Source organism: Lysobacter sp. Hz25 (genome assembly GCF_046097045.1).
Classification (GTDB): domain Bacteria; phylum Pseudomonadota; class Gammaproteobacteria; order Xanthomonadales; family Xanthomonadaceae; genus Lysobacter; species Lysobacter antibioticus_B.
Window position 1 is genome coordinate 4043957 of the sequence record NZ_CP175666.1, and the last position, 14871, is coordinate 4058827.

Here is a 14871-nt window from a genome sequence, read left to right on the forward strand (position 1 = left end):
CGTGCGGGCCTGTGATTCAAAACAAAAGCATTTTTCTTTGGTTACTTTCTTTTGTTGCTTATGACAAAAGAAAGTAACCCGCCGCTTTAGTGGCGGAAGCTTTTGGCGTTTGATCTTGCTGGACAGATGCGCCGCGATACCGCCACGACGTGGTCGCGGCTTGCGCCGCTCCTACCCTGACGGGCTTCGGCCGGCATCGGTGCGAGATTGATGCGACGCGGTCGCGGCTCACGCCGCTCCTACAGCGGAAGGATTCGCAATGTTCCATTCTTCAAGCAAGTGCAAGGCTTCCGTCCGCTACGCGGCCGGGTTACTTTCTTTTGCTAAGCCCAAAAGTCCGACTGGATTCCCTTCGGTCAAAGGTAACCAAAGAAAAGGGCTCTCCTTGCAAGGGCACAGGCCACGAGTGCGATGCCGGCGCCGGGATTTTCCGATAAGACGTCCCTGTCTTATCGCGGCATTCCATTTAACAGCCGGCCGCACGTCCTGTGCGGCGCCCTCCGGGTCTTCTATCGCCTTCGCGAGCGCATGGCTTCGCCAAGCTCTTAAGCCGGAGCTTTGGAGCTAAAGCTTATGAAGCCAAGAAGCTATGAAGCCAAGAACTGTGTCTGGAGGCTGGAAGATCAATCCAGCCTCAGCCGATGCGCTCGCCCGAGCAGATGCGAAAGACTGGCGGGCCAAACCTAAGAAACGAAGGACAGCGGCACGAAACACGCCGTCCTACATCGTATGCGTCGGCCGCTCCGAATTGAGCGTCCCCGCCAGCAACGCCTCGATCTTGCCCTTGACCGCATCGCCCTCGGCGGTCTCGGCGAACTGGATGCCGATGCCGGCGGCTCGATGGCCCTGGGCGCCGGTCGGGGTCACCCAGACCACTTTGCCGGCGACCGGCATGCGTTCGCTGGATTCGGGCAGGGTCAACAACAGGAAGACTTCGTCGCCGAGGAAATAACGCTTGGGCGTGGCGACGAAAATGCCGCCGAACTTCAGGAACGGCATGTAGGCGCTGTACAGCGCCGCCTTGTCTTTGATCGTCAACGACAGGATGCCCTGTCGCGCTGCGCCTGCCGTTGCATTCATGCCTTGCTTCCTCCTGCGGCGCGACGGGCTTCGTCGCTGCGCCACGCCATCAACAATTCGATCACGGCCAGATCGGCGCGGACCGTGGTCCGCAACAGGTCGCGGGTGCGGTTGGCGCGATCGAACCAAGCCGCAAGACTGCGCGCGCGGGCGGGGTCGGTCAAGCCGTTGGCGGCCTCGGCAAGCGCGATGTCGGACGCGTGTCGCAGACGCAACACCGCCTGTTCGTCGCCGACCCAACGTTGCGCGACTTCCTGCGCCGAGGTCTCGCCGCGGCCGAGCTTGGCCAGATCGGCGGCGACTTCGCGGCGCAACTTGAGCCCGTCGCCGGTCAGCCACTCATGGGCCAGGCCGGGGTGGCCGCGCGCGGCATCGAAGGCTTCGCGTGCGGCCGCCTCGCTGTGCCCCTGCGCCTTCAACCAGGCCAAAGATTCGTCCTGCGGCGGCAGGCGGAACTCCAGGCGCTGGCAGCGACTGCGGATGGTCGCCGGCAGACGCGCCGGGTGCGAACTGACCAGCCACAGATAACGCCCCGGCACCGGCTCTTCCAAGGTCTTCAGCAAGGCGTTGCAGGCCGCGGTGTTGATGGCGTCGGCGGGGTCGAGCAGGATGATCTGGGCGCCGCCGTACTGCGGGGTCAGCGCGAGGCGCTCGGACAGATTGCGGATCTGCTCGATGACGATCTCGGTGCGCAGGCGGGTGCCTTCCTTGTTTGGGATGAAGCTGACGAACTGATAGTCGGGATGAGTGCCGGCCGCCAGCAACAGGCAGCTGCGGCAGCTGCCGCAGGGCTCGCCGTCGGCATCGCGTTCGCGGCACAGCAAGCCGTGCGCGAGGCGTTCGGCGACGGCGCGCTTGCCGAGTTGAGCCGGGCCGCAAAACAACAGTCCATGCCCCAGGCGCCCGGCGTCGATCGAGGCCTTGGCCTGGTCGTAGATGCGGCGCTGCCAGGGGGCGAAGGCGGCGACGCTCATCGTGCCGCCTCGAACGCCGGCGCCGCCGCGATGGTGCGGCGCAGGCGCTCCACCGCCTGTGCGGCGACCGCATCGGCCGGCTGGCTGGCGTCGATCAAGCCGAAGCGCTCCGGCTCGGCGGCGGCGCGCTCGCGATAGGCTTGGCGCACGCGCTCGAAGAAATCGTTGCGTTCGCTCTCGATGCGGTCGGCCGCGCCGCGGCCGCGTACGCGCTGCAGGCCGATCTCGACCGGCACGTCGAGCAGCAGAGTCAGGGCCGGACGAATGCCGACCACGCGCCGTTCCAGCTCGGCGATGAACGCCGGGTCGAGCCCGCGTCCGGCGCCCTGGTAGGCATAGCTGGCATCGGTGAAGCGATCGCTGACCACCCAGGCGCCGCGCTCGAGCGCCGGCAGGATCGCGGTCGCGACGTGCTGGGCGCGCGCGGCGAAGGCCAGCAGCAACTCGGTCGCCGGCGCCGCGGGTTCGTGGTGGGTATCGAGCATCAGCCCGCGGATTTGTTCGGCCAACGGGGTGCCGCCGGGCTCGCGCGTGTATACCGCCTCGATGCCCGCCGCCTCGAAGGCGCCGCGCAGGGCCGCGAGCACGGTCGACTTGCCGGCGCCCTCCCCGCCCTCGAGGGTGACGAAACGCGCTTGCGTCGGCAGGCTCATCGCGCGCTCCCCGGGGCCGCCGGCGGCGTCGCCTGCCCGGCCTCTTCCTGGCGCGCTTCCTCGAGCACGGCCTTGCCTTCCTCGGGCTGGTCGCTGCGGCGTTGCTGGCGATAACGCTGCAGGTACAGACGCACGTTGGCCTGGTGCTCGGCGTAGGTCGCCGCGAACAGGCTGCCGCCGCTGCCGTCGCCGGACGCGACGAAGAACAGCGCATTGCCCGGCGCCGGGTTCGCGCTGGCCTTGAGCGCGCCGATGCCCGGCATCGCGATCGGCGTCGGAGGCAGACCGGCGCGGGTGTAGGTGTTGTAGGGCGTATCGGTCAGCAAATCGCGCTTGCGGATGTTGCCGTCGTAGCTCGGGCCGATGCCGTAGATTACGGTCGGATCGGTTTCGAGCTTCATGCCGAGCTTGAGCCGGCGCTCGAACAGCCCGGCGATCTGCGGCCGTTCCGAGGCGATCCCGGTTTCCTTTTCGACGATCGAGGCCATGATCAGCAGCTCGGCCGGCGTCTTCAGCACGCTGTCCTTATCGCGGCCCTTCCAGGCCGCGGCGACGGCGCGGTCCATCGCCTCGTAGGCGCGCTTGAGCACGTCGAGATCGCTGTCGCCGCCGGTGTAGAGGTAGGTTTCGGGCAGGAAGCGCCCTTCCGGATGCTGACCGGGGTGGCCGATCGCTTTCATCAGCGCGGCATCGTCGAGCTGCGCGGCGTCCTGCTTGAGTAAGGCGGCACGCGCCAGCGCGGCGCGCACGTCGCGCATATTCCAGCCTTCGACGATGGTGAAACGATGGCTGATGACCTTGCCGTCGCGCATCGCGATCAGCAGATCGCGCGGCGTGGTGCCGGGCTCCAGCGCGTACTCGCCGACCTGCAGGCGCCCGGCCGCGCCGAGCTGCTTGGCCAGCGCACGCCACTCCAGTGCCTGGCCTTCCACGACCCCGGCCTGGCGCAGCTTGCGTACCACCGCCGGCAAGGAATCGCCGCGTTCGACCACCAGGCTTTCGCCTTTCTCCAGCCCGCTCATCGGCGAGGCGGCGAAGCCGTCGTAGCGCTGCCACAGCCAGGTGCCGGCCGCGGCCAGGGCGGCCAACAGCAGCAGAATCACGATCAGGCAACCGCAGCCGCGCTTGCGTTTCTTTTCAGCCACGAAACCTCCGTTGTTCGATCCGACCCGCCGCGCGCCGCCGCGACCGCGCGGCCGCGGGTGCGGCGGCTCAGTCCTGGGACGGAACGAAGGCGGGATGCGTCGCGCCGAGCCGGTGCCGCAGCCCGGCCACGGCCGGATGCGGCGCCCAATGCCGCTCGCCGAGCCGCGCCACGGGCAGGATACCGCGCACGGCGTTGCACAGGAAAACCGCGTCGGCGCCCAGCACGTCGGCGGCGTTCAGGCGCTGCACCCGGACCTCGGCCAGCTCCATCAGCACCTGCCGGCACACGCCCGCGACGCCGCTACGATCCACCGGCGGGGTCAGCCAGACGCCGGCCTGCAACACGAAGACATTGGCCGCGGTGGCGCAGACCACCGCGCCGGAGGCATCGCACAGCAGGCCTTCGTCGATCGCCGGATCGTCCCATTCGGCGCGCGCCAGCACTTGTTCGAGCCGGTTGCAGTGCTTCAGGCCGGCCAGGGCCGGCTGTTCGGACAGTGGCAGATCGCACCAGCGCAGGGTCAAACCACCGGCCGGCGACGCGGGCGGCAACGGATGGCGCGAGATCGTCCAGACCGGCTCGGCCTGCGCCGACGGCGCGTAACCGCGGCCGCCTTCGCCGCGGGTCAGGATCAGCTTGAGCACCGCGTCCAGGCCCGCGAGCACTTGCGAGGCCTCCGAACGGACCTGCGCCGGATCGGGCAAGGGCAGCCGCAAACGCTGCGCGCCGCGCGCCAGCCGCGCCCAATGCGCGTCCCACCACGGCAGCTCGCCGCGATGCGCGCGCAGGGTTTCGAACAGGCCGTCGCCATAGGCATGTCCGCGGTCGTACGGCGAGAGCGCATCGACCCGTCGCGTGCCGAGGAACACCCGGGCATCGTTACTTGGCGCAGCGGATGCAGTGGTCGTCATGCCGGCATCGTACGCGCGGCGAATGTCCGGCGCAGCCTTGATGGGAGCGGTGCGATCGCGATCGCGGCTCCCGGAAAAGCAGAAAGCCCGCGACCACCGAAGTCGTCGCGGGCCTTCGCTTGCATCGCCGCAATCAGATGCGCTTGAACACCAGGGTGCCGTTGGTGCCGCCGAAGCCGAAGCCGTTCGACACGGCGATGTCGACCTTGGCGTCGCGGGCGGTGTTCGGCACGTAGTCCAGATCGCAGCCCTCGCCCGGCTCGTCGAGATTGATCGTCGGCGGGATGATGTTGTGATGCAGGGCGAGCACCGAGAAGATCGCCTCGGCACCGCCGGCCGCGCCGAGCAGATGCCCGGTCATCGACTTGGTCGAGCTGACCATGGTCTTGTAGGCGTGGTCGCCGAGCGCGCGCTTGATCGCCAGGGTCTCGGCCAGGTCGCCGAGCGGCGTCGAGGTGCCGTGGGCGTTGAGGTAACCGACCTGGTCGGGGTTGATGCCGGCGTCCTTGAACGCGGCGGCCATGCAGCGCGCCGGGCCTTCGCCGTTCTCGCTCGGTGCGGTCATGTGGAAAGCGTCCGAGCTGGCGCCGAAACCGGCCAGTTCGCAGTAGATGCGGGCGCCGCGCGCCTTGGCGCGTTCGTATTCCTCCAGCACCAGGATGCCGGCGCCGTCGCCGAGGACGAAGCCGTCGCGGTCCTTGTCCCACGGCCGCGAGGCGTGGATCGGATCGTCGTTGCGGGTCGACATCGCCTTCATCGAGCAAAAGCCACCGACCGAGGTCGGCGAGGAACCGCGCTCGGCGCCGCCGGCGAGAATCACGTCGGCATCGCCGTACTGGATCATACGCATCGCCATGCCGATCGAATGGTTCGAAGTGGCGCAGGCCGACACGGCGGAGAAATTCGGACCCTTGATGCCGGTCAGCAGAGAGACCTGGCCGGGCAGCATGTTGATGATGGTGCTGGGCACGTAGAACGGCGAGATCTTTCGCGGGCCGCCCTCGTGGTACTTGATGGTCTGCTCTTCGATGCCGAGCAGGCCGCCGATGCCCGAGCCGATCAGCGCGCCGATGCGCTCGGCGTTGGAGTCGTCGACGACGATGCCGGCGTCTTCCAGCGCCATGAACGACGCGGCGACCCCGTAATGGATGAATTCTTCCATCTTCTTCGCGTCCTTCGGCCCCACCCATTTGGTGATGTCGAAGTCGCGCACCTCGCCGGCGATGCGGGTGGTGAACAGAGCGGGATCGAAATGAGTGATCGGGCCGATGCCCGAGCGGCCGTTGACGATGCCGTCCCAGCTGCTGGCGACGTCGTTGCCGAGCGGGGAGACGAGACCGAGGCCGGTGACGACCACACGGCGGTTGAAGGAACGGTTGGACATGCAACGCTACCTCTGTGGAATCCGTCTTCGGACCTACGCCGGCGTATCGACCGGCCTGAAAAGCACGGGGCCGCAATGCGGCCCCGAGTTGTCACCTGATTCGCGTACTGCACGCATGCCGCAAGCGCCAAAGCACGGGCGGCATGCCTCAGGCGCCTTACGACTTGACGTGCGCCTTGACGTAATCGATCGCCTGCTGCACCGAGGTGATCTTCTCGGCTTCTTCGTCCGGAATCTCGCACTCGAACTCTTCTTCGAGCGCCATCACCAGCTCGACGGTGTCGAGCGAATCAGCGCCGAGATCGTCGACGAACGAAGCGTTGTTGGTGACTTCTTCTTCCTTGACGCCAAGCTGTTCGACCACGATTTTCTTGACGCGTTCTTCGATGCTGCTCATGGATGCTGCTCCTCCCGTGAGGGGTTTTTCGATGGAATAGTCTAATGGAATCGGGAGGTTTCGCGAGGGCCGCCGGCCTTTCGACGAAACTCCTTTGGGTTCAATCGCTTACAGCCTACGCCAAAGGCTCAGGGCATGTACATGCCGCCATTGACGTGCAGTGTTTCGCCGGTGATGTAGGCCGCGCCGGGGCCGGCCAGGAACGCCACCGCACGGGCGATGTCGGCCGGTTCGCCGAAGCGGCCCAGCGCGATCTGGTCGAGCATGCCCTTCTTCGCCTCTTCGGGCAGCTCGCGGGTCATGTCGGTATCGATGAAACCGGGGGCGACCACGTTCACGGTGATGCCGCGGCTGCCGATCTCGCGCGCCATCGACTTGCTGAACGCGATGATCCCGGCCTTGGCCGCGGCGTAGTTGGCCTGGCCGGCGTTGCCGGTCACGCCGATCACCGAGGCGATATTGATGATGCGGCCCTTGCGCGCCTTCATCATCGAGCGCATCACCGCCTTGCTGGTGCGGAACACGCTGGTGAGGTTGGTGTCGAGGATGGCCTGCCAGTCCTCGTCCTTCATGCGCATCAGCAGGTTGTCGCGGGTGATGCCGGCGTTGTTGACCAGGATCGAGATCGCGCCGATCTCCTTGGACACGCCATCGATCAGGGCCTCGATCGAGGCGGCGTCGGCGACGTCGACGACGCGGCCGTGACCGCCGCTGGCGGCCAGGCGCGCGGCGATGGCCTGGGCGCCGGCTTCGCTGGTCGCGGTGCCGACGACGGTGGCGCCCTGGGCGGCTAGTTCGTCGGCGATGGCCGCACCGATGCCGCGGCTGGCGCCGGTGACCAGGGCGATCTCGCCCGAAAGCGGGGACGTGCTCATGCTTGCTTCACTCCGTATTGCCGCTGGCTCGTGGGGTGCTGGCGGGTGGGTTGCGACGCATCCGACGCCGCGGCCGTCTCGTCGCACGACCCCGCCGCCTCGCGCTCGCACCGCGATTTTGCGCGGCCAAGCCTACAGGCTGGGGTCGAGGTTGAGTAGCGCGAATCGGTGACAGTCGGGACGCGGTCGTGGGTTCAGCGCCAGTCGGCCAGGGCGGTCGCGAAATCCGCCGGCGTGCCGATGGCGCGACCCTCGAGGGACTTGTCGATGCGCTTGACCAGGCCGGCGAGGACCTTGCCGGGGCCGCATTCGGCAATGCGGACCACGCCGCGCGCGGCCAGCGCCTGCACGCAACCGGTCCAACGCACCGGCAGGTACAACTGCTGCACCAGGGCGTCGCGAATCGCATCGACGCCTTCGTGGACCTGCGCATCGACGTTCTGCACCACCGGCAGCAACGGCGCCTGCCACTGGATGCCGCTCATCGCCTCGGCGAGACGATTGGCGGCGTCGCGCATCAGCGGCGTATGCGAAGGCACACTGACCGCGAGCTTGACCGCCTTGCGCACGCCGGCCTCGGCCAAGCGCGTCAGCGCCTTGTCGACCGCGTCGGCATGACCGCCGATGACGATCTGGCCCGGCGAGTTGTAATTGGCCGGCACCACAACCTGGGCGCCCGACACCGCCGCGCAGATCTCTTCGACCAGGGCGTCTTCGGCGCCGAGCACGGCGGCCATCGCGCCGGTGCCGGCGGGTGCGGCGTCCTGCATGAATTGTCCGCGCAGACGCACCAGATGCGCGCCGTCGCGCAGCGACAAGGCGCCGGCCGCGACCAGCGCGCTGTACTCGCCGAGGCTGTGCCCGGCCAACACCGCCGGCTGCGCCCCGCCCTGCGCCTGCCATACCCGCCACACCGCCACGCCCGCGGCCAACAACGCCGGCTGGGTGTATTCGGTGCGGTTGAGCATTTCCTCGGGGCCGGCCCGGCTCATGGCCCAAAGATCGACGCCGGCGCCCTCGCTGGCCTCAGCGAAAGTCTCGCGGACCTGCGTGTGCAGTTCCGACAACTCGGCGAGCATGCCGAGCGATTGCGAGCCCTGGCCCGGGAAGACGAAAGAAAGCTGCTGATCGGTCACGCGTGCTGCCGGATCGGTAAGGATGCGGAATGATACGGGCGAACCGCCGGGATCGTCTGTACTCGGCGGTACGGCGTCACATCGCGTCGCAGGAAGGCGCGATCCGCGACGATCCGCGGCGCGGCCGCACCGGGCGCTCTGCCCCTCCCCGCCTGTCCATTCCTTGCCGTTGGCGTCGCTATCGCCGTGAGGATGTTGCCGTTGCCGTTGCCGTTGCCGTTGCCGTTGCCGTTGCCGAGATTTTGATCTGCTTTGCCGCTTTGCCGGTCAAGTGGAGACCCGGAGGGCGGCGCACAGGACGTGCGCCGTTTTTCGATAGGACAAGGATGTCCTATCGAAAAATCCCGGCGCCGGCATCGCACTCGTGGCCTGTGCCCTTGCAAGGAGAGCCCTTTTCTTTGGTTAGCTTTCTTTTGGGCTTAGCAAAAGAAAGTAACCCGGCCGCGTTAGCGGACGGAAGCTCTGCTGTTGCTTGTGGCTTCTCGATCAGCAAGATCAAACGCCAAAAGCTTCCGCCACTAAAGCGGCGGGTAACTTTCTTTTGTCTAAAGCAACAAAAGAAAGTCACAAAGAAAAATGCTTTTGCTTTGAATCACAAGCCCGCACGAGCGATGCCGACGCAGGGATTTTTCATACGGGACATCCCTGTCCCGATGAAAAACGGCTCGCATTCATGCGGGCCGCCCTCCGGGTCTTCTGTTGCCTTCGCGAGTGCGGCTCGACGCACAGCAACAGCAACAACTGCTACTGCAACGACAAAGGCGGAACCTTTACGGCAACCGCCGCCGCTCTTGGGTAGGAGCGGCGCAAGCCGCGACAACGACAACGACAACGACAACGACAACGACAAGCCTGCGTCGCCACACGAAAAAGGTCACGGCTCACGCCGCCCCTACAGGCCGGTGACGAAAAAACCAAACCCCGGAAACACGAAGGCCGGCCTACGACGAAGTCGTGGCCGGCCCAGTGGACGCGAATGCGTCGCCTAAGGCTCAGTAGCGCAGCAGCGCCGAACCCCAGGTGAAACCGCCACCGAAAGCTTCGAGCAGCAGCAACTGCCCGCGCTGCACCTTACCCGAACGCACCGCCTCGTCCAGCGCCAACGGCACCGAACCCGAGGAGGTGTTGCCGTGACGGTCGACGGTCACGATCACGCGATCCATCGGCATGTCCAGGCGCTTGGCCGTGGCTTCGATGATGCGCAGGTTGGCCTGGTGCGGAATCAGCCAGTCGATCTCGTGGCGATCCAGGCCGTTGGCTTCGAGGGTCTCCTCGACCACCGAGTCCAGCGCCTTGACCGCGTACTTGAACACTTCGTTGCCGGTCATCAGCACTTTCACGCCGGCGTTGTGCTCTTCGGGCTTGAAGCCGACCGAAACGCCGACCGGGTTCCACAGCAGTTCCTTCTTGCCGCCGTCGGCGTGCATGTGGGTGCTGAGGATGCCGGTCTCGCTGTCGGCCTTGAGCACCACCGCGCCGGCGCCGTCGCCGAACAGCACGCAGGTGCCGCGATCGTTCCAGTCGAGCATCCGGGTCAGGGTTTCCGAACCGACCACGAGCACGGTCTTGGCCGCGCCCGACTGCACGAACTTGTCGGCGATGGTCAGGGCGTAGACGAAGCCCGAGCAAGCGGCATTGACGTCGAACGCCGCGCAGCCGTTGGCGCCGAGACGGTGCTGCAACAGGCAGGCGGTGGACGGGAAGATGAGGTCCGGCGTGGTCGTGCCGACCACGATCAGGTCGATCTCCTGCGCCGATACGCCGGCGGCTTCGAGCGCGCGCACGGAAGCGTGATAGGCCAGGTCGCAGGTCGTCTCGCCTTCGGCGGCGATATGGCGCTCGCGGATGCCGGTGCGGCTGACGATCCATTCGTCGCTGGTGTCGACCAGCTTGGCCAGGTCCTGATTGGTCAGCACCTTTTCCGGCAGGTAGCTGCCGGTACCCGCGATGCGGGCGTAAATCCGATCTGTCATCACCACTCCGCGGCGTTGCCGTATACGTACCGGAGGACCGATGACGCTCCGAACGCCGCGATAGCGTTATGGAACGCAGGCCGCCGGAATGTGCTTCATAAAAGCTAACGTGCTTTTTGGAAGCATGGCCTCTTGGAAGCATGGCTTCTCAGAAGCAAGGACCGCCAGCACGGGCTGGCGGTAGAACGATAGCGCGATGACCGTCGGCGTGCCGACGGCAGCGCGCGCCTTCATCCAGGCGCGCGGCGCGGCATGCGGACGAAGCTTATTCTTCGTCGGCGATGCGGGTCTTGGTCTCGATCACCTTCTTGCCGCGGTAGTAACCGTCGGCGGTGACGTGGTGGCGGATGTGGGTCTCGCCGGTGGTCGGGTCGGTGGCCAGCTGCTTGCTGGTCAGCGCGTCGTGGGCGCGGCGCTGGCCGCGGCGGGACGGGGAAACGCGGGACTTCTGAACAGCCATGGTCTTGCTCCGGAAAAGCGGTGGAAACCTGAGGTGGATAGCGTAAGCCCGATTAGCAGGAGCGGCTTGCGATTCGCCTGCAGGTCGGAGTGGATCTGAATGGTGGTGCTAAGGGTAAAACCGGGTCTTGCTCAATTCTTCTTCAGCGCCGACAGCGAGGAAAACGGGTTCGCGCTGTCGAGCTCTTCCTGCGGGGCCGGCCAGTCGCGCTCGACCGACTCGCTGCCGGGCGCGATCGGCACCACCGGTACGGCGAGGATCAGTTCGTCCTCGACCAGCTCGGAGGCGCGCAACATGCCGTCTTCGGGCATCAGCAGCGGCTCGTAACCCGGCGGCAGCGCGGCTTCGTCCGCCTCTTCGCGGATCAGGCCGAGCCGTTGGACCATCTGCACCGGCAGCAGGAAACGCTCCAGGGTGCGCTGGCACAACAGCGGCAACTGCGTGTCGATCTTCAACTCGACATAGGGCACCTGCAGTTCGTCGGTGTCGAAATCCAGGGAAAACCGGACTTCGCCCTCGGTATCGAGCAGACTGCCCTGCAACCGGGTCAGCGCCGACAACGGCAAACGACCTTCCACGCCGCGCCGTGCCGCCACCAGGCGCCAGGCATCCAGAACTTCGGGCACCCGCCCAGATGGCACATCGGCTGACATAAGCCGCGGAATGTTAGAGACGCAGCCCCGCGCTGTCAAACCGTAACCCCAGGCCGGCGCAGGGATTTGCCGTCGGCCGGCCCGGGCGTGCAGACTGCCGGCCCCGCCCGCGCACCGAGCCCGACCTTGACGACCCTCCTGCTGCTGAGCCTGGCCGCACTGGCGGCCTTGGCGGTTTCGCTGGGCCTGCGCTACTTCCCGAGCCGCCGCGAGCGCGCGGTGCGCGAACTGCTGGACGCCGCCGACGCCCTGGAAGCCAGGCTGCGCCTGGCCCGGGCCGAAATCGAGGCGGTCGCCGGCGACGAGGGCCGCGACCCGGTCGCCGATGCGATGCGCGAAATGCTGCGCCAGCGCCTGTGGCTGCGCGACCACGGCCGCCAGGCCAGCGTCGCCCAGTTGGCCGAGGTTCGCACCTCGATCGACGAGGCCCGCAGCCGGATCGATCAGCAGCTGAACCAGATCGAACAGGCGCGCGCGCCGTTGGCCTGAACCGGCCGGCCCGACTCGATCCGGGCCGCTCCTCTCTCCTTCTTTCGGGTCTCCGATGTCCGCGCGACTGATCCTGGCCTCCACCTCCGTCTATCGCCGCGAGCTGCTGACCCGGCTCGGCCTGCCTTTCGACAGCGCCCGTCCCGAGACCGACGAGACCCCGCAGCCCGGCGAGACTCCGCTCGCCCTGGCCAGCCGCCTGGCGGTGGCCAAGGCCGCCGCGGTCGCCGCGCTGCAGCCCGGGGCCTGGGTGATCGGCTCGGACCAGGTCGCCGAGTTCGACGGCCGTCCGATCGGCAAGCCCGGCGGCCGCGACGGCGCCCTCGCCCAGCTCGGGGCGATGTCCGGCCGCGAGGTGCGTTTCCTGACCGGGCTGTGCCTGCTGCGCCACGGCGAGGCGCCGAAGACCGCGCTCGACGTCACCACGGTGCGCTTCCGCGAACTGAGCGCGGAAGAGATCGCGCGCTACGTCGACGCCGAGCAACCCTACGACTGCGCCGGCAGCTTCAAGTCCGAAGGCCTCGGCATCGCCCTGTTCGACGCGATCGAATCGCAGGACCCGACCGCGCTGATCGGGCTGCCGCTGATCGCCACCGCGCGCCTGCTGCGCGAAGCCGGCTATCGACTGCCCTGAGATCGCCGCGCTCGCCGGCCACGGCCCGCGAGCGCATCGGATCCGCTGAAAGACCGGCGTCGGCTCAGCGACGCACCTCGATCGGCTGCTCGGCCCAATTCTCGACGCTGCCGTCGCGCCCGTGCAGGCGCAGGCCCAGCCAATGCCGGCCGGGCGGTTCGGCGTCGAGGCGCACCTTGGCATCGAAGCCGACCCGCGGATGCTGCGGATCGTTCGACACCTCCCAGTAACTGCGCACACCGGGCAATTCGCGGCCGTAACTCGCCTGGGCGACGACGCGGCCGTCGAGCATGATTTCCACGCGCGCCAGGCCGACGCCGTCCTTGAACGCCCAACCGCTGACGTCGAACTCGCGGCCGACCTTGCGCCCCGGCAATGGCGCATCGACCCAGGCCATCGCCGGCGTCGTGCAATCGCCTTCGCGCTTGGCTCCGTCGAGCGCGAACAGGGCGAAACGCTGGCGGCCGTGATCGACGTTGAGCATCTGCGGTGGCGGCAAGGGGCCGACCATCGCGCACAGTTGGTGGTAACGACGCAACAGGTTCTTGTATTCGACCTCGGTGGCGCCGACCACGAGCAGCACCGGCGCCGTGCCCCACTCGTCGCGTCCGGCGCTTTGCAGGCCCCACAACCGCAGCTGCGGCGCGCGCCCGTGCTTGTGGTTGATCGGGTGGTCGAGCACGGCGATGCGCGGATCGCCGAGCGCGAAACCGAGTTCGGCGCCGACCTTGAAGTTGTCGGCGACGATGCGCGTGCCCGGCGGCATCGAGCGCTGGCGTTGCCGCACCGCATCGGCGAGTTCGCCCCAACCGGCGAAGTTCGACGGATACCACTTCTCGCCGGCGCTGCGCGCGCGCAGGCCGGGCACCGAAACGACCAGGTAGTAACCGAGTATCGCCAGCAGCGCCATGCCAGCGACCGCCGCAGTGAGCCGACGCGCCCATCGCGGCCATCCCGCCAGTACGCCCGGCAGCAACGGCAACAAGGCCATGAAGCCCGGCAGCGGCCAGTGGAAACTGACCCGCTCGGTATCGGCGAAGAAACCCAGGACGAAGAAGCCGAGCACGATCAAGCTGCCGAACAAGGCGAAGTAGCGGGTGATCGGCGACGCCGCGCGAGCGCCCCGGACGCCGGCGAGGGCCAAGGCGATCAGCAACGGCGGAGTGACCAACAAGGCCTGGATCGCGACGAACCACAGGCCTTCGGCATGAAACGACCAGGGATGCCGGTCGACCAACTGGAAGCGCAGGCCGGCATCGGCGTTGTCCATGTTCCAGGCGACCAAGGGCGCCCAGGCCGAAGCGCCGATCGCCGCGGCGATCACCACGCGCACGTCGCGCAGGGCGCGGCGGCCTTCGGGCAGGCACAGCAGGACCACGCCGCCGACCGCGATCACGGCGATGAAACGGTAGTGACTCAAGGCGCCGAGGGCGAGGCCGGCGGCCAGTTCGACCGCGGCCCGCGCATCGACCTCGCGCAGCAGACGCGCACCGGCGTCCAGGCACAGCAAGGTCGCCAGGGCCATCATCGCGTCGGGCAGCGCGAGCAGGCCCAGGCTGCCCGACAGCGGCAGCAAGACGCCGAAACAACCGGCCACCCAGCCTTGGCGTTCGCCGAATTCGCGCGCGGTGATCCGCGCCAACAACCACGGCACCAGCGCCGACATCGCCAGGAACGGTGCGCGCAGCGCCCAGGTATGGTCGCCGCCCAACTCGACGCCGAGTCGCGCCAACCAGGCAGTCAGGCCGGGCAGATCGGAATAAGCGGCGGCCGGATGCCGGCCTTCCTGCCAATAGAACGCTTCGTCGACGAACAGCGGCAATTGCGCAACCACGCCGAGCTTGAGCAACAGCACCGCCGCCCACAACACCCAGAACAGGCGCCGTATCGGCTGGGCTTCATCCTTATCCCGCATCGGCACGCGACCTCGCTACACTCTGGATGGGGTTGGACACGTTGCGGCGTCGCCGGTTCATTCGCGACGCTCGCACAGCAAGGGGCGGGAAGCCGCAACGGGCGAACCGATCCTTGTTCGCCGCGGTTTGTTGACGTCTATCCCAGATACTCCGAACGCCTTCGAGACCGCTGCTGCAAAAACGGGGTTC

At 67.4% G+C, this 14871-nt stretch carries 16 protein-coding genes; 3 read left to right on the top strand and 13 right to left on the bottom strand.

Annotation, left to right across the window (positions count from 1 at the left end):
* Positions 1-720 precede the first annotated feature (720 nt).
* The 9 genes from ACKN61_RS16490 to fabD form a co-directional block, all read right to left on the bottom strand.
* Positions 721-1080: a PilZ domain-containing protein gene (locus ACKN61_RS16490; protein ID WP_031373658.1), complete on the bottom strand. Its 360-nt coding sequence runs from the start codon at positions 1078-1080 to the stop codon at positions 721-723.
* A complete protein-coding gene (locus ACKN61_RS16495; protein WP_408950448.1) occupies positions 1077-2054 on the bottom strand; it encodes a DNA polymerase III subunit delta' in 978 nt (325 codons plus the stop codon). Before ACKN61_RS16495 ends, ACKN61_RS16490 begins: the two co-directional genes overlap by 4 nt.
* Positions 2051-2707, bottom strand: coding sequence for a dTMP kinase (tmk, locus tag ACKN61_RS16500; protein ID WP_408950449.1), 657 nt, complete (start codon positions 2705-2707; stop codon positions 2051-2053). Before tmk ends, ACKN61_RS16495 begins: the two co-directional genes overlap by 4 nt.
* Positions 2704-3852 carry an endolytic transglycosylase MltG gene (gene mltG / locus ACKN61_RS16505; RefSeq protein WP_408950450.1) on the bottom strand — a complete coding sequence of 383 codons (1149 nt, stop codon included), beginning with the start codon at positions 3850-3852 and terminating at the stop codon, positions 2704-2706. Before mltG ends, tmk begins: the two co-directional genes overlap by 4 nt.
* Positions 3853-3919: 67 nt before the next feature.
* Positions 3920-4765, bottom strand: coding sequence for an aminodeoxychorismate lyase (gene pabC / locus ACKN61_RS16510; RefSeq protein WP_408950451.1), 846 nt, complete (start codon positions 4763-4765; stop codon positions 3920-3922).
* 133 nt (positions 4766-4898) lie between these two features.
* Complete coding sequence (gene fabF, locus ACKN61_RS16515; RefSeq protein ID WP_031373653.1) at positions 4899-6149, bottom strand: beta-ketoacyl-ACP synthase II; 1251 nt, start codon at positions 6147-6149, stop codon at positions 4899-4901.
* A 157-nt stretch (positions 6150-6306) separates the two neighbouring features.
* A complete protein-coding gene (acpP, locus tag ACKN61_RS16520; RefSeq protein ID WP_031373652.1) occupies positions 6307-6546 on the bottom strand; it encodes an acyl carrier protein in 240 nt (79 codons plus the stop codon).
* Between the two features lie 128 nt (positions 6547-6674).
* On the bottom strand, positions 6675-7421 hold the full coding sequence (fabG, locus tag ACKN61_RS16525) for a 3-oxoacyl-ACP reductase FabG (RefSeq protein WP_031373651.1): 747 nt from the start codon (positions 7419-7421) through the stop codon (positions 6675-6677).
* Between the two features lie 194 nt (positions 7422-7615).
* Positions 7616-8500 carry an ACP S-malonyltransferase gene (fabD, locus tag ACKN61_RS16530; protein WP_408953846.1) on the bottom strand — a complete coding sequence of 295 codons (885 nt, stop codon included), beginning with the start codon at positions 8498-8500 and terminating at the stop codon, positions 7616-7618.
* 86 nt (positions 8501-8586) lie between these two features.
* On the opposite strand from fabD, the gene ACKN61_RS16535 reads away from it, so the two are divergent.
* The gene (locus ACKN61_RS16535) at positions 8587-9546 is read left to right on the top strand and encodes a hypothetical protein (protein WP_408950452.1); all 960 of its coding nucleotides are present in this window, start codon (positions 8587-8589) and stop codon (positions 9544-9546) included.
* Positions 9547-9549: 3 nt separating this feature from the next.
* Here ACKN61_RS16535 and ACKN61_RS16540 read toward each other — a convergent pair whose 3' ends face one another.
* From ACKN61_RS16540 to ACKN61_RS16550, 3 genes are all read right to left on the bottom strand, one after another.
* On the bottom strand, positions 9550-10530 hold the full coding sequence (locus ACKN61_RS16540) for a beta-ketoacyl-ACP synthase III (protein ID WP_223621683.1): 981 nt from the start codon (positions 10528-10530) through the stop codon (positions 9550-9552).
* A gap of 265 nt (positions 10531-10795) precedes the next feature.
* A complete protein-coding gene (gene rpmF, locus ACKN61_RS16545) occupies positions 10796-10990 on the bottom strand; it encodes a 50S ribosomal protein L32 (protein WP_031373696.1) in 195 nt (64 codons plus the stop codon).
* Between the two features lie 131 nt (positions 10991-11121).
* Positions 11122-11643: a YceD family protein gene (locus tag ACKN61_RS16550; protein WP_031373697.1), complete on the bottom strand. Its 522-nt coding sequence runs from the start codon at positions 11641-11643 to the stop codon at positions 11122-11124.
* Between the two features lie 126 nt (positions 11644-11769).
* Here ACKN61_RS16550 and ACKN61_RS16555 point away from each other — a divergent pair, with 126 nt between their 5' ends.
* Positions 11770-12132, top strand: coding sequence for a hypothetical protein (locus tag ACKN61_RS16555; protein ID WP_152566378.1), 363 nt, complete (start codon positions 11770-11772; stop codon positions 12130-12132).
* Positions 12133-12187: 55 nt separating this feature from the next.
* Positions 12188-12766, top strand: coding sequence for a Maf family protein (locus ACKN61_RS16560; RefSeq protein ID WP_408950453.1), 579 nt, complete (start codon positions 12188-12190; stop codon positions 12764-12766).
* Between the two features lie 64 nt (positions 12767-12830).
* On the opposite strand, the gene ACKN61_RS16565 is transcribed toward ACKN61_RS16560, so the two are convergent.
* Complete coding sequence (locus ACKN61_RS16565; protein WP_408950454.1) at positions 12831-14681, bottom strand: ArnT family glycosyltransferase; 1851 nt, start codon at positions 14679-14681, stop codon at positions 12831-12833.
* Between the last annotated feature and the right edge of the window lie 190 nt (positions 14682-14871).